Raw genomic sequence first — 14,034 nt, forward strand, 5'->3', positions numbered from 1 at the left:
GGCACCTGCACCACCTGCCACCGCCCCCTGCCCCGAACGTCTACCACCAGCCCAGACACAAGAACCAGAGCAACCTAACGGAGTCCTACTAGTGCCCCAACAGGCAACGGTCGGCCCCGCCTACGCTGGAGGCATGAGCGACTACTGCGATACGGGGGCGGCCGAGGCAGCGGCCCCGGCGCCCACGACGGACGGCCCGCCCTTCGCCGAGTGCGTGCTGTGCCGGGAGCCGACCGAGTACCCCGAGTCCCACAAGGGGATCACGCTCTGCCCGGTCTGCGCGTGGCAGGAGGCACAACGCACGGCCTGCTCCGGGTGACGGCCCAGGCCGTCCCGTCCCGCGTCCGCCCACGACGGCTCACCCGATGACCCGATCTTCGGCCTGGCACACTGGGCGTCGTGAGCAGTGACCAGACCCCCGCAGCGTCGGCGGAATCCCCGCGCGACGGCCAGGCCGGCCCCTTCCGCTCCGAGCGCACCGCGCGCGACGAGGCGCCGCAGTTCGTACTGCCGCTGGTGGTGCGCATCGAGCGGGCCGCTCCCCCGGCGCGTACGGACGCCCTGGAGACCGCGGCGCGCGCCGTGCTCCTGATCCTCGGCGACGCGCGCTCGCTGGGCGAGGGTGTGTGGGCCCAGGCGATGCGGGACTGGCAGGACGCGCGGATCCGCAAGGTGGTGCGGCGGGCACGCGGCGCGGAGTGGCGCCGGGCCGAGGCGCTGCCCGGCATCACGGTCACCGGCAAGTCGGCGGAGGTACGGGTCTTCCCGCCCGTCCCGCTGGACGGCTGGCCCAAGGACCTGGCCCGGCTCCAGGTCTCGGGCACGGATCTCGAAGACCAGGATCCACCCCTCGAGCCCGAACCGTCGACGCCGGTGCTGTGGCTGAACCCGGACCTGGAGATGTCCGCGGGCAAGGCGATGGCCCAGGCCGGTCATGGTGCGCAACTCGCCTGGTGGGCCCTGCCGGACGAGGAGCGCACCGCCTGGCGGGAGGCGGGCTTCCCGCTCCATGTCCGTACGGCGCCCCCGTCACGCTGGCACGAACTGACCGCGTCCGGGCTGCCGTTGGTACGCGACGCCGGTTTCACGGAGATCGCCCCCGGCAGCTGCACGGTGGTGGCGGACCATCCGGCCCTGCGCCGAGGCTGACGTTCCACAGTCCGCGGTCCGCCGGTCCGCCGGTCCGCGACGGCTCACCGGCTCGTTCCCCTGTATCTGTAGCAGGTCAGCCAGGTCGTATCGATCTGGACGGACGAACCCTTGGCCGCGTAGTTGCCGCCGAGGCTCGACTCGTTCTGGAGCACCCAGGGCGTGGTGTCCGGGTTGTTGCCCGACACTGCGCCGACCTTCCTGCCGTCCAGGTAGAAGCTGACGCCGGACGGGGTGATCTCGTAGGTGCTGGTGTGCCAGTCCGTCCACCGGCCGGGGGCGTCGGCGTTGTACTCGCGGAAGCCGTGGACGAAGGCGCTGATCGGGTCGTAGGCGAAGTTCTCGCCCGCCTCCGGGAAGTCGATCTCGCTTCCGGCATACCGCAGGTGAGCCATCTTGTAGCCGTCCAGTGTGCCGTGGACGCGCCAGCGCTCGCTGAACTTGCCGTAGCGGATGTTCATGCAGCCCAGCGGCACCAGTGCGGCCACGTGGTTGTCCCCGTACGCCGGCCGGTACATGCGCACATGCAGCTGGCCGTCTCCGGTGGGGGACGGACCGATCCAGGTCGTGTCGTCGGCGCGGTACTCGCCGCCGAAGGTGCGGGTGTTGCCGTTGGAGTGGTTCTTGGGGTTGGCCGTGTCGTACCAGCCGCGCGGGTAGGCGCCGGTCCGCTGGTAGACGCCGCCGTACACCTTGAGGCCGGCGCAATGGAAATCGCCGTCCCCGGCGCAGCCGGTGAAGGATCCCAGCGGCACGTACTGGCCGTTGAAGTTGTCGGCGAAGACCTGCTGGAAGGGTCCGCAGTCGCCGTGGGGCATCGCGTCGCCGACGGTGTGGCAGGCGTCCTGCGACGGCGTGGCCGCGTGCGCCGGGGTCACGGCAGGGGCCGTCAGGAGGGCGGCCGCGGCAAGGGCGACCGCACTGCGCAGCCCGTGCCTGTGGGGACGGATGGTCACGGTTCCTCCGGGTGGGGCCTTGGCCGCGAGCGGCGAGGCGGCAGGCGCACGTCTTGGGCCGCCGCGAGGTGCCGCATGGTCACCAGCAGCCCTTCCTGGAGGTCGCGAGCCGTAGTGCCCCCCGTTGGAGTGGAACTCCGCCTCGGTCCGCTCCACGCGGCGCCGCGCGAGAGCGTCCTGCGGCAGGCCAGGCGGTGGGCGGAACCTCAAATGTTCCTCTGAAGGCCGCCGGGAAGGGTTCGGCCCCGGGCATCGGGGCCATGACTCCGTCACACCGTCGACGGCGGTCGTCGAGGGGGAAACGGGCAGGGCGAGGGCGGGGACGGCGGGGCCGTCGGTAGGTCGTGGTCCGCGGGGGCGCCGGTGGATCAGTGGCGGAGGAGGGGACGATGGAGCGACTGGGTACGGGCATCGGGTGGCGGCCGGAGATCGCCGACGCCGTGGAGCGGATGCCGGGCATCGACTGGGTCGAGGCCGTCGCGGAGAACGTGTGTCCCGGTCATCTGCCCGAGTCCCTGGTGCGCCTGCGCGAGCGCGGTGTGACCGTCGTCCCGCACGGCGTCTCCCTCGGTCTCGGCGGCGCGGACCGTCCCGACGAGGCACGGCTGGCCGCGCTCGCCGAGCGCGCCCGGGCCCTGGGCTCGCCGCTGGTCACCGAGCACATAGCGTTCGTACGGGCGGGCGGACCGCTGACCGCCTCGCCGTTGCTGGAGGCGGGCCATCTGCTTCCGGTTCCCCGCACCCGAGACGCCCTCGACGTGCTGTGCGAGAACGTCCGCATCGCCCAGGAGGCGCTGCCCGTGCCGCTCGCCGCGGAGAACATCGCGGCGCTCATCTCCTGGCCCGGCGAGGAGATGACCGAGGGACAGTTCCTGTACGACCTGGTCGACCGCACGGGCGTACGACTCCTGATCGATGTCGCCAACCTGCACACCAACCACGTCAACCGGGGCGAGGACCCGGCCGGGGCGCTGGACGAGCTGCCCGTCGAAGCCATCGCGTACGTCCATGTCGCGGGCGGCTTCGAACGCGACGGCGTCTGGCACGACAGTCACGCGCACCCGGTGCCGCAAGCGGTCCTCGACATACTGGCCGACCTGGCGTCGCGCGCCACCCCGCCCGGGGTGCTGCTGGAACGCGACGAGAACTTCCCCGAACCGGGGGAACTGGAACGGGAGTTGTCCGTCATTCGGCAGACGGTCGAGAAGACGACGGTCAGGACCCACGCCGCTGCCTGCACTCCGGCCCCTGCCCGGACCGACGGGAGGGAGCGAGCCGTCCGGGCCCGGACGGACGCCTCGGCGGCGGACACTGCGGCGCCTGACGGTGCGGCAGGCGCGGCGCGGCAGGGCTCCGGTCGTGGTGCTGCCGGTGGTTCCGGTGGTGCGTCCGCGCGGCAGAGGCTCGCGCTCGCGCAGACCTCGCTGCTGTCCTGCCTCGTCGCCGGCACACCCGTGCCAGAGGGATTCGACCGGGTACGGATCGGGGTGCAGACGCGCGCCCTCGCCGCCAAGCGGGCCGGTGTCGTCGCGAAGGTGGCGCCCGAGCTGCCCGTGATCCTCGGGGAGGCGTACCGGACGGCCTTCCTCGACTACGCCCATGCCCGCCCGATGGCCGGCGGCTACCGGCGCGACGCGCTCGACTTCGCCGAGCATCTGCTGCTCGCCGGGCTCCCCGAGGACGCCGGGGCGCGGCGACGGCTGCGTGAGTGGTGGCTGGAGCGCTCGGGCCCCACCCCGCCGTCCCGGCACCCCGCGGCCCGCCTGGCCCGCGCCACGCGCCGGGCGCTGCTGCGGCGCTGAGCCCTGGGCCCCCCAGGGCAGCCCTACAGCCGCGGGTGGGTGTGGGAGATCGTCTCCGTGGAATGTGCCACGGTTGACACAGCGACCTCACGACCCTGGAACAGCGGACGTATCCGCTGCCGCCGGCCGCTTCCGGCCCTTCCCCCCGACATGCCGACGCGCCGGGCCCCGGGGCGCCCGGCGCGTGCGTCGCGGTCAGGCGAGACCGGCGACCAGCTCGGCCACCGACTTGCGGCGACCGGTGAAGAAGGGGACCTCCTCGCGGACGTGCATCCGGGCCTCAGAGCCGCGCAGGTGGCGCATGAGGTCGACGATGCGGTACAGCTCGTCGGCCTCGAAGGCGAGGATCCACTCGTAGTCGCCGAGGGAGAACGAGGCGACCGTGTTGGCACGCACGTCCGGGTAGCCGCGGGCCATCTTGCCGTGGTCCGCGAGCATGCGGCGGCGGTCCTCGTCCGGCAGCAGGTACCAGTCGTAGGAGCGCACGAAGGGGTAGACGCTCACATAGTCGCGCGGCGTCTCCTCGGCGAGGAACGCCGGGATGTGCGAGCGGTTGAACTCGGCCGGGCGGTGCAGCGCCATGTTCGACCAGACCGGAGTGAGGGCGCGGCCCAGCTTCGTACGGCGGAAGAGGTTGTACGCCTCCTGGAGCTGGTCGCTGGTCTCCGCGTGCCACCAGATCATGAGGTCGGCGTCGGCGCGCAGGCCCGACACGTCGTACGTACCGCGGACGGTCACGTCCTTCGCGGCGAGCTGGTCGAACAGCTCCTGCACCTCGTCGGCGTAACCGGCGCGGTCCTCGGGCAGCAGGTCCTTCAGCTTGAAGACGGACCACAGCGTGTAGCGGATGACCTCGTTGAGGTCCTTGGCCAGCTTGCCCTTGTTCGGGATCCTGCCGGGCTCGGTGGTGGGGGCGTCGTCACTCATGTGCCTATTCTCCCGCTCCGCCGTGAAGGCTCTGCACCGGGTTGGCGGTGAGCTGGTGCACACCCCGCAGGTCGCCGCCCAGCTGGTCCACGGCCGCGTGCGCGCTCGCGATGCAGGCCGGGATGCCGACGCCGTCGTAGGCCGCGCCGCACACGGCCAGGCCCGGCAGGCGCGCGACGTGCTCTCGGACGCGGGCCACGCGCGCGTGGTGGCCGACGGGGTACTGGGGCAGGCCGTCGGTCCAGCGGGTGACGCGGGCCTCCACCGGAGCGGCGTCCAGGCCGGTCGCCTCCCGCAGGTCGTGTCGCGAGACGGCCACGAGGTCGGCGTCCTCGCGCTCGAGTATCTCCGTCTCCCCGTACCGCCCGACGGACGTTCTCAGGACGAGCACGTCCGGGTCCTCGTCGGCGATCCACCCCCACTTCCGGGAGGCGAAGGTCGACGCCTTGATCGTGCGCCCGTCGACCGGCGGCACCAGGAAGCCGCTGCCCTCGGGAAGGGCGGCGTCGGCGCGGCGGTAGGCGAGGGTGACGAGGGCCATCGAGGCGTACTCCACGGTGCGCAGTTCGGCGGCGGCCCCGGGGGACGCCGTGCGCAGCAGGCGGGCGGCCTGGGGGGCGGGCGTGGCGACGATCACCGCGTCCGCCTCGATCAGGTGGTCCCCGAGCAGGACCTCCCATCCCCCCGGAGTGCGGTGCAGCCGGTCCGCGTCGGCCCCCAGCACGATCTCGCCGCCCTTGGCCCGGACCGACTCCGCCACGGCGAGCGGGAGTCGGCCGACACCGCCCTCGACGCCCATGAACACCGGGCCGCTCTGCGCGGCCGCGGCAGCCTTCGCCTGGATCTCGCGGACCGCTTCCGTCAGCGAGTCGTGGGCCTTCGCGGCCTCGAAGAGCTGCGGCACCGCCGAACGCATCGAGATGCGATACGCGTCGCCCGCGTACACCCCGCCGAGCAGGGGCTCCACCAGGCGGTCAACGACCTCCCGGCCGAGGCGCTCCGCCACGTACCCGCCGACCGCGACGTCGTCGCCGATCTCGGTGCGCGGCAGCCGCGCATCGTGCTCGATGCGGCGCAGGCCCTCGTCGGAGAGGAGTCCGAGGAGGGCGGACGCGGTGCCGGGGACGCCCATGACATGCCCCTTGGGCATCGGCCGCAGGGCGCCGCGGGTCCAGATCGCGGCGGTCGCGGTGGCCGGTGGCTGGAGGCGGTCCCCGAGGCCCGCCGCACGGGCCAGCGCCACCGCCTCGGGCCGCCGTGCCAGCATCGACTCGGCCCCGAGGTCGACCCGCACGCCCGCGATCTCACCTGGCAGCAGCTTGCCGCCGACCCGGTCCGACGCCTCCAGGACCGTCACGCGCGCGCCCCGGTCCAGCAGCCGGTGGGCGGCGGCCAGCCCCGCGATCCCGCCTCCGACGACGACGACGTGCCCCGCGTCCCCGCGGGCGTGCAGTGCGCTCATGTCCCCCAGCCTCTCAGACGCCACCGAGGGCCCCGCGGGGGCCGGGTGTCCCCGCCGAGACGCGCCGTGACCGCACCGGAACCGGATCCGGCCAAACGTTCCGGCCCGATGCGGCGCCGAAGGAACGTCCGTCACACTGCTGTGGCTGCGGGTGGTACGCCCCCGGCTGTCCGCACGTGCAGCGGCGGTGCCGGGCCGCGCTCCCGACGGCCGGGGGCGCCCGGCCACGACGGGCGGGGCGGGCAAGACTGACCTGCCGCGCCCCCGTAGCGTGTCCGTATGAGCGTGAGCCGTACGAGAGAGCGCGTGGTCGTCATAGGCGGCGATGCGGCGGGCATGTCCGCCGCATCGCAGGCACGCCGGCTCAAGGGCCCGGACGAACTCGAGATCGTGGCGTTCGAACGCGGCCACTTCTCCTCGTACTCGGCGTGCGGCATCCCGTACTGGGTGGGCGGCGACGTCACCGCCCGGGACCGGCTGATCGCCCGTACACCCGAGGAGCACCGGGCGCGCGGCATCGATCTGCGGATGCGGACGGAGGTCACGGAGATCGACGTCGAGCGCGGCCGGGTGCGCGCGCGTGACGTCGAGTCCGGGGCCGAGACCTGGACGTCGTACGACAAGCTCGTGATCGCGACCGGGGCGCGCCCCATCCGCCCCGACCTGCCCGGCATCGACGCACCCGGGGTGCACGGGGTGCAGACCCTGGACGACGGCCAGGCCCTGCTGGACACGCTGGCCGCCACCCGGGGGCGCCGCGCGGTGGTCGTCGGCGCGGGTTACATCGGCGTGGAGATGGCCGAGGCGCTGATCAACCGGGGCTACGAGGTCACGGTCGTCAACCGCGGCAGCGAGCCCATGGCGACGCTCGACCCGGACATGGGCCGGCTGGTGCACCTCGCCATGGAGGGCCTCGGCATCACCATGGTGAACGACGCCGAGGCCACCAAGGTCCTCACGGGGGACGGAGGCACGTCCCCGGTCCGGGCGGTCGCCACGGACGCGGCCGAGTACCCGGCCGACGTGGTGGTCCTCGGGATCGGCGTACGCCCGGAGACGGCCCTTGCGAAGGCCGCCGGTCTGCCCCTCGGCGAGCACGGCGGGTTGCTCACCGACCTGGCGATGCGGGTGCGTGGCCACGAGAACATCTGGGCGGGCGGCGACTGCGTCGAGGTGCTCGACCTGGTCTCGGGCCGCGAGCGGCACATCGCGCTGGGCACCCACGCCAACAAGCACGGGCAGGTCATCGGCACCAACGTGGGCGGCGGCTATGCCATGTTCCCGGGCGTGGTCGGCACGGCGGTGAGCAAGGTCTGCAATCTGGAGATCGCGCGCACCGGGCTGCGTGAGAAGGACGCGCGGCGCGCAGGGCTCCAGTACGAGGTGGTCGTCGTCGAGTCGACCAGCCGCGCGGGCTACTACCCGAACGCCGCGCCCATGACCGTCAAGATGCTCGCCGAACGCCGCACGGGTCGGCTGCTCGGCGTGCAGATCGTCGGCCGGGAGGGCGCCGCCAAGCGGGTCGACATCGCGGCGGTGGCGCTGACCGCGCGGATGACGGTGCAGGAGATGACGGCCCTCGACCTGGGGTACGCGCCTCCGTTCTCCCCGGTGTGGGACCCGGTCCTGGTCGCCGCGCGCAAGGCGGCCGTGGTGGTGGAGAAGGGGCCCCGCTAGACACCGCACCGGCCGGGTTGCCCGGCAGCACGGGACGCGGCTCGATCAGGCCGTTTCGTGCTGGCCGACTCCGTTGATCCTCTCGATCGCCTGCCGGGCCTGCTCGGCGGGCGGCCGCGGCGGCAGCGAGGACACGGACGCGCTGGAGGTCACGGCCGTCGGCTGGGGCTGCGCCGCCGGCTTGGCATGCGCGGCGGCGGGCCGGACGGAGCGCAGCCGGTGGCTGACGGCCTCGTCGAGGGTCACGGGGCGCTGCATCTGGGAGGCCAGTCGCCCGGCCTCCTGGCCCAGCCGGGCGACGTCCTCCCAGGGCAGGTGGATCACGAGCGCCAGCTCGGCCTCGCCGTCGGGCAGAGCGTGTATCGGAGGAGTAACTCGGTCGTTCATCGCCTGTCCTCACGTCGTCCCCGCGACACGCCTTCCCCGCGCCGCGGGCGGTTGAGGAGACATACGCACGCGGGGTGCGCCCCGTTCACCGGGTTCACCGATTCGCCGGTCGCATCCAGGGCAGTACTTCGTTGTGGTCATCCCTGTTCATGACGTGAACCCGGTGCGGCGCACGCCCTATGTGACGTATGCGCTGATCGCGGCAAACATCGTCGTCTTCCTGCTCACCCCCGGCGTAGCGGGCTCGGTGGTGGGACAGAGCGACCTGTCCCAGCTGTGTCATCTCCATGCGTTCCTGGAGCACTACGCGGCAGTGCCGCGGGAGCTGATCCACGATCAGTTCCCGCGGCTCGTTCCCACGGGGGACGTGGGCATCGGCCCGAACGGCCCGGGCTGCGTGGTGGGCCCGCCGGACTACCAGAAGTCGCCGCCGGTCTCGGTCCTCACGGCGATGTTCCTGCACGGCAGCTGGCTGCACCTGCTGGGCAACATGCTGTTCCTGCTGATCTTCGGCAACAACATCGAGGACCGCCTCGGCCACATCCGGTTCGCACTCTTCTATGTCGCGTGCGGGTACGCGGCCGCGTACGGCTTCGCGGTCCTCAACAGCAACTCGGGCGATCCGCTGATCGGCGCGTCCGGCGCGATCGCGGGCGTACTCGGCGCGTATCTGGTCCTCTACCCCAGGGTCAGGGTCTGGATCCTCGTGCCGTTCCTGCTCTTCCTGCCGCTGCGACTGCCCGCGTGGGTGGTGCTGGGCTTCTGGTTCGTGCTGCAGGCGCTCTACTCGTCCGGGGCAGGGGTCTCCCAGGCCGGGACGGTGGCGTACGCGGCCCATGTGGTCGGCTTCCTCGTGGGCATGGCACTGGCCTGGCCGCTGCGCCCGGGCACCCCGCCGCCGCCCGAGGCGCGGGGTATGCGGTGGGGCAGGCAGGCGCGGCCCGGTTGGTGAGTGAGGCGGCGGACGGGTCCCTTGGAAGCGGGGGACGGTCAGCGGGCCGTCTGCGTGTGGACGTACTCCACGAGCCGGGTGAGGCTGTCCGGATCGGTGTTCGGCATGACGCCGTGGCCGAGGTTGAAGACGTGGCCCTCGAGACCGGCGGCGGCGTCGAGCACCTCGCGGGTCTTGGCCTCGACCGCCTCCCTGGGCGCGAAGAGGACGGCCGGGTCCAGATTGCCCTGAAGGGCCTTGCCGGGGGCGACGCGGCGGGCCGCCTCGTCGAGCGGGACGCGCCAGTCGACGCCGACGACGTCCGCGCCGGCCTCACCCATCAGGCCGAGCAGCTCTCCGGTGCCGACACCGAAGTGGATACGGGGCACGCCGTACCCCTCGACGGCCCGGAAGACCTTGGCCGAGGCGGGCAGCACCGAGCGGCGGTAGTCGGCGGGGGCGAGGGCGCCGGCCCATGAGTCGAAGAGCTGGACCGCGGAGGCGCCCGCTTCGATCTGGACCTTCAGGAACGCGGCCGTGATGTCCGCGAGCCGGTCCACCAGGTCGGCCCACAGCTGCGGGTCGCCGTGCATGAGCGCCTTGGTGTGCTCGTACGTCCGGGAGGGGCCGCCCTCGATGAGGTAGCTCGCGAGGGTGAAGGGGGCGCCCGCGAACCCGATCAGCGGGGTCTCGCCCAGCTCGGCGGTGAGCAGGCCGATGGCCTCCGTCACGTAGTGGACGTCCTCGGGGGTCAGGTCACGCAGCTGCGCCAGGTCGGCGCGGGTGCGGATCGGGTGCTCGACGACGGGGCCGACGCCGGGCTTGATGTCGAGGTCGACGCCGATGGCCTTGAGGGGGACGACGATGTCGCTGAAGTAGATCGCCGCGTCCACGCCGTGCCGGCGGACCGGCTGGAGCGTGATCTCCGTGACCAGCTCGGGCCGCATGCAGGACTCCAGCATCGGGATGCCCTCGCGCACCTTGCGGTACTCGGGCAGGGAGCGCCCGGCCTGTCGCATGAACCACACCGGTGTGTGCGGAACGGGCTCGCGCCTGCACGCCTTGAGGAAGGCGGAGTCGTACGTCGCTGTCGGCTGGCCCGTCGCGGGGCGGTCATTGGCACTCACGCCAAAAGTCTCGCACGCCGCACCGACAGGCTCGTCCGGGGTGTGCGGCACCCGACCAGGGCGTCGCTCCCGCACGGGCACGGGCCCTGGGGCGTCGTACGGCTCCCCCTCCGGGCAACGCCCGGCCACCGGCCCCCGCCCCGCAGCCCCCGCTCGAACCGCTCACCGCAGCGCGCACCGGCGCACGTCCATACCCAGGCGGCGGCCGCCGCAACCCTGCCCCGCCGTTCCCCGCCAAACCGCCGGAGGCATCGGGTGTCTCTCCCTGCGAACGCGCTTTCTTCCCCTTACTCTTCCCCGCATGGCTGCGGCTCAGGGACGACCGACGGACGGCGATGACGGAATGGACGGCGCGGAGGAGGGGGACCGGGGTGCCACGGAGACGGCTCCACTGCCCTTCCGTACCGCCGTCGACGCGCTGAGGACCGCGCGCGTGCGGCCCGAGGTCGAGGTCGAGCCCACCCGCCCGCCGCAGCGGCTGGCCCCGTTCGCCTACGCCCTGGAGGCGGCGGTCGTCGAGGAGAGCGAGGACCTTGCCGACGGGCGTCTCATCCTGCTCCACGACCCGGCCGGGCACGAGGCCTGGCAGGGCACCTTCCGTCTGGTCACCCTGGTGCGCGCGGAACTCGAACCGGAGATGGCCGCTGACCCCCTGCTTCCCGAGGTCTGCTGGTCCTGGCTGACCGGTGCCCTCCAGTCCCGCGGGCTGGCGTACGGCGAGCCGAGCGGCACCGTCACGCGGGCGAGCTCGCACTACTTCGGCGGGCTCGCCGCGCGCCCGGCAGTCTCCCAGATCGAGATCCGCGCCTCCTGGACGCCACGTGAGGGCCTCGGTGGCGCCCCGGACACCGCCGCCCACCTGGCCTCCTGGTGCGATCTGCTGGCCCAGGTGGCGGGCCTGCCCCCGGCGGGCCCGGGAGACGGCTCGGTGGTGACGCTGCCGCAACGGCGGGGGCCGCAGCCCCGCTGATGCCCACGCGCCCGCACCCCGGGACGGCCCTGTCAATTCCGACTTGACGTTCCTTGCCATCTCTTTGTCGATACGACCCCTTTTGGCCCCTTATCGATAAAGGACCGAACCGACTCGATCTTCACTTGATCGCCCGCTCGTCCGAATTGCCCGGATTGTTACTCACCAAATCGTGATCATTCTCTAAAGGAGCACGGGTTTGGTGCCGAAGACGACTGTGACCTTGAAAGCACGGTTCGTCCCGGCTTCATCCCCAGAGCCGGCCCCGTCCCGCACCCCCAGGAGGCCTGGTGTCCGTTCTCCTCGAGCAGCCCGCAAGCCTGGTCGCCTACCGCCCGAACAAGCCGACCGCCATGGTGGTCGTGGCCGACCCCCGGGTCCGTTCCACCGTCACCCGTCACCTCTGGGCGCTAGGAGTGCGCGACGTCATCGAGGCGTCGTCGATCGCGGAGGCTCGGCCCCGTATCGGCAACCCACGTGACATCTGCGTCGCCGACGTCCACCTCCCCGACGGCTCCGGCCTCACCCTCCTGTCGGAGACCCGCGCCGCGGGCTGGCCCAATGGCCTCGCCCTGTCCGCCGCCGACGACATCGGCGCGGTCCGCAACGCCCTCGCGGGCGGAGTGAAGGGCTACGTCGTCACCGGTACGCGCACGAACGTCGGGCTCCCCACCCGACCCGGCGCCGCCCCGATCGGCGCCGCCGCCGCGCGCCTGCACCGTCGCCCCCCGGGTGCCCCGAGTCACCCGGGCGGCTACCGCGAGCTGTCCGGACGCGAGGTCGAGGTGCTGCGCCTCGTCGCCGAGGGCCAGTCGAACAAGGCGATCGGCGTCTCCATGGGCCTGTCCGCGCTGACCGTCAAGAGCCATCTCGCCCGTATCGCCCGCAAGCTGGGCACCGGCGACCGCGCCGGAATGGTGGCGGTGGCCCTCAGGACCGGCATCATCCACTGACCCGACCCCCGCACCCGAACTCCCGACGCCCGCACCCGACACGGCGGACCCGACGCCCGCCCCCTCGTCCCGCACCCCGCGGCGGACCCCGACGCCCGCCCCCTCGTCCCGCACCCGCATCCCCGCCAGCCCCCACCCACCACCCCGGTCCGCGTCCGCGCCGAGCCGCCGCCGACCCGAGTCCGGGACGCCCATCACCCCCAGGACGCGCCCCGCCCCACGCCGCCCGCGGGCACGGGAAGCGCGCACCGCCATGTGTCACACGTGACTGGTTTACGCCCCTCTCGCGCCCGTCGACGGAACGTTCCGTCGGCGGGCGCCGTCCACGCACAGATACCCTTGACAGGTGACCGACGCCCAAGAGACCGCAGCAGACAACCCACTGCGAACCACCGGAGGCGCCCCTCCGGACGATGTCGAAGCGGCGCCGATCCCCTTGCTGGAGCCGCGCGACGGCGTTCCGCCCGTGATCGCCGACGAGGCCTCGCTCGCCGAGGTGATCGCCGCGTTCGCCGCCGGCAGCGGCCCCGTCGCCGTCGACGCCGAACGCGCGTCCGGCTACCGGTACGGCCAGCGTGCCTATCTGGTCCAGCTGCGCCGCGAAGGTGCGGGCACCGCACTGATCGACCCCGTGGCCTGTCCCGACCTCTCGGTCCTGGGCGAGGCGCTGTCCGGGGTGGAGTGGGTGCTGCACGCCGCCACCCAGGACCTGCCCTGCCTGCGTGAAATAGGCATGCTGCCCACGTACCTGTTCGACACCGAGCTGGCGGGGCGCCTCGCCGGGTACCCCCGGGTGGGTCTCGGTGCCATGGTGGAGAGCGTCCTCGGCTTCGTACTGGAGAAGGGGCACTCGGCCGTCGACTGGTCGACCCGGCCACTGCCCGAGCCGTGGCTGCGCTACGCCGCCCTCGACGTCGAGCTGCTCGTCGACCTGCGGGACGCCCTGGAGAAGGAGCTGGACCGGCAGGGCAAGCTGGACTGGGCCCGGCAGGAGTTCGAGGCGATCGCCTCCGCGCCGCCGGCCGAGCCGCGCAAGGACCCCTGGCGCCGTACGTCCGGGATGCACAAGGTGCGCCGCCGCCGGCAGATGGCGGCCGTCCGTGAGCTGTGGCAGACCCGCGACCGGATCGCGCGGCGCAGGGACGTCTCGCCGGGCAAGGTGCTCGGGGACGCCGCGATCGTCGAGGCCGCGCTGGCGCTGCCGCCGAACGTGCACGCCCTGGCCTCCCTGAACGGCTTCGGTCACCGTATGGGCCGACGCCAGCTGGAGCAGTGGCAGGCCGCGGTCGACCGGGCGAAGGCACTGCCCGAGGCCGAGCTGCCGCAGCCCGGGCAGCCGGTGGCCGGTCCCCCGCCCCCGCGTGCGTGGGCCGACAGGGACCCGGCGGCCGCGGCCCGGCTGTCCGCCGCGCGCGCCGCGGTCTCGGCGCTCGCGGAGCAGCTCTCCATGCCGCAGGAGAACCTGATCTCTCCGGACATCGTGCGGCGCCTGTGCTGGGAGCCGCCGCAGCCGGCCGACGCCGCGTCGATCGCGGCCGCGCTCACCGGGTACGGCGCCCGTCCCTGGCAGGTCGAGCAGGTCACCCCGGTACTGGTGGACGCACTGTCCGGCCACAGCTGAAGCCGGGCACGCAGCGCGCGGGCGCGGCCACGAGCCGCCCCGCCGCCGTACGGGCACGGGCCCACCTCGTGC

At 73.1% G+C, this 14,034-nt stretch carries 13 protein-coding genes; 8 read left to right on the forward strand and 5 right to left on the reverse strand.

Annotated elements, in window-relative coordinates; genetic code table 11:
- Positions 1-133: 133 nt before the first annotated feature.
- Together ABZ823_RS13420 and ABZ823_RS13425 are read left to right on the forward strand one after the other, a co-directional pair.
- On the forward strand, positions 134-319 hold the full coding sequence (locus ABZ823_RS13420) for a hypothetical protein (protein ID WP_361658227.1): 186 nt from the start codon (positions 134-136) through the stop codon (positions 317-319).
- An 80-nt stretch (positions 320-399) separates the two neighbouring features.
- On the forward strand, positions 400-1,149 hold the full coding sequence (locus tag ABZ823_RS13425) for an aminoacyl-tRNA hydrolase (RefSeq protein ID WP_361658230.1): 750 nt from the start codon (positions 400-402) through the stop codon (positions 1,147-1,149).
- A gap of 44 nt (positions 1,150-1,193) precedes the next feature.
- Here the strand turns inward: ABZ823_RS13425 and ABZ823_RS13430 are convergent, their stop codons facing one another.
- Complete coding sequence (locus tag ABZ823_RS13430; RefSeq protein ID WP_361658233.1) at positions 1,194-2,105, reverse strand: glycosyl hydrolase family 16; 912 nt, start codon at positions 2,103-2,105, stop codon at positions 1,194-1,196.
- Positions 2,106-2,494: 389 nt separating this feature from the next.
- Here ABZ823_RS13430 and ABZ823_RS13435 point away from each other — a divergent pair, with 389 nt between their 5' ends.
- Positions 2,495-3,907, forward strand: coding sequence for a DUF692 domain-containing protein (locus ABZ823_RS13435; RefSeq protein ID WP_361658235.1), 1,413 nt, complete (start codon positions 2,495-2,497; stop codon positions 3,905-3,907).
- A 195-nt stretch (positions 3,908-4,102) separates the two neighbouring features.
- On the opposite strand, the gene hemQ is transcribed toward ABZ823_RS13435, so the two are convergent.
- Positions 4,103-4,834: a hydrogen peroxide-dependent heme synthase gene (gene hemQ, locus ABZ823_RS13440; protein ID WP_361658237.1), complete on the reverse strand. Its 732-nt coding sequence runs from the start codon at positions 4,832-4,834 to the stop codon at positions 4,103-4,105.
- A 4-nt stretch (positions 4,835-4,838) separates the two neighbouring features.
- Complete coding sequence (gene hemG, locus ABZ823_RS13445; RefSeq protein ID WP_361658239.1) at positions 4,839-6,296, reverse strand: protoporphyrinogen oxidase; 1,458 nt, start codon at positions 6,294-6,296, stop codon at positions 4,839-4,841.
- 279 nt (positions 6,297-6,575) lie between these two features.
- On the opposite strand from hemG, the gene ABZ823_RS13450 reads away from it, so the two are divergent.
- Positions 6,576-7,973 carry an FAD-dependent oxidoreductase gene (locus ABZ823_RS13450; RefSeq protein ID WP_361658241.1) on the forward strand — a complete coding sequence of 466 codons (1,398 nt, stop codon included), beginning with the start codon at positions 6,576-6,578 and terminating at the stop codon, positions 7,971-7,973.
- 45 nt (positions 7,974-8,018) lie between these two features.
- Here the strand turns inward: ABZ823_RS13450 and ABZ823_RS13455 are convergent, their stop codons facing one another.
- On the reverse strand, positions 8,019-8,360 hold the full coding sequence (locus ABZ823_RS13455) for a hypothetical protein (RefSeq protein WP_361658243.1): 342 nt from the start codon (positions 8,358-8,360) through the stop codon (positions 8,019-8,021).
- A 133-nt stretch (positions 8,361-8,493) separates the two neighbouring features.
- Here ABZ823_RS13455 and ABZ823_RS13460 point away from each other — a divergent pair, with 133 nt between their 5' ends.
- Positions 8,494-9,312, forward strand: a complete 819-nt coding sequence (locus ABZ823_RS13460; RefSeq protein ID WP_361658246.1) for a rhomboid family intramembrane serine protease — start codon at positions 8,494-8,496, stop codon at positions 9,310-9,312.
- 38 nt (positions 9,313-9,350) lie between these two features.
- On the opposite strand, the gene hemE is transcribed toward ABZ823_RS13460, so the two are convergent.
- Complete coding sequence (hemE, locus tag ABZ823_RS13465; protein WP_361658248.1) at positions 9,351-10,418, reverse strand: uroporphyrinogen decarboxylase; 1,068 nt, start codon at positions 10,416-10,418, stop codon at positions 9,351-9,353.
- A 343-nt stretch (positions 10,419-10,761) separates the two neighbouring features.
- On the opposite strand from hemE, the gene ABZ823_RS13470 reads away from it, so the two are divergent.
- From ABZ823_RS13470 to ABZ823_RS13480, 3 genes are all read left to right on the forward strand, one after another.
- On the forward strand, positions 10,762-11,388 hold the full coding sequence (locus ABZ823_RS13470; RefSeq protein WP_361658711.1) for a DUF3000 domain-containing protein: 627 nt from the start codon (positions 10,762-10,764) through the stop codon (positions 11,386-11,388).
- A 290-nt stretch (positions 11,389-11,678) separates the two neighbouring features.
- Complete coding sequence (locus ABZ823_RS13475) at positions 11,679-12,341, forward strand: response regulator transcription factor (RefSeq protein ID WP_003993737.1); 663 nt, start codon at positions 11,679-11,681, stop codon at positions 12,339-12,341.
- Between the two features lie 346 nt (positions 12,342-12,687).
- Positions 12,688-13,962 (forward strand): ribonuclease D, encoded by a 1,275-nt coding sequence (locus tag ABZ823_RS13480; RefSeq protein WP_361658251.1) that lies wholly within the window; start codon positions 12,688-12,690, stop codon positions 13,960-13,962.
- Positions 13,963-14,034 lie beyond the last annotated feature (72 nt).

It is taken from the genome of Streptomyces sp. NPDC047079 (assembly GCF_040643755.1).
In the GTDB taxonomy this organism is placed as follows: domain Bacteria; phylum Actinomycetota; class Actinomycetes; order Streptomycetales; family Streptomycetaceae; genus Streptomyces.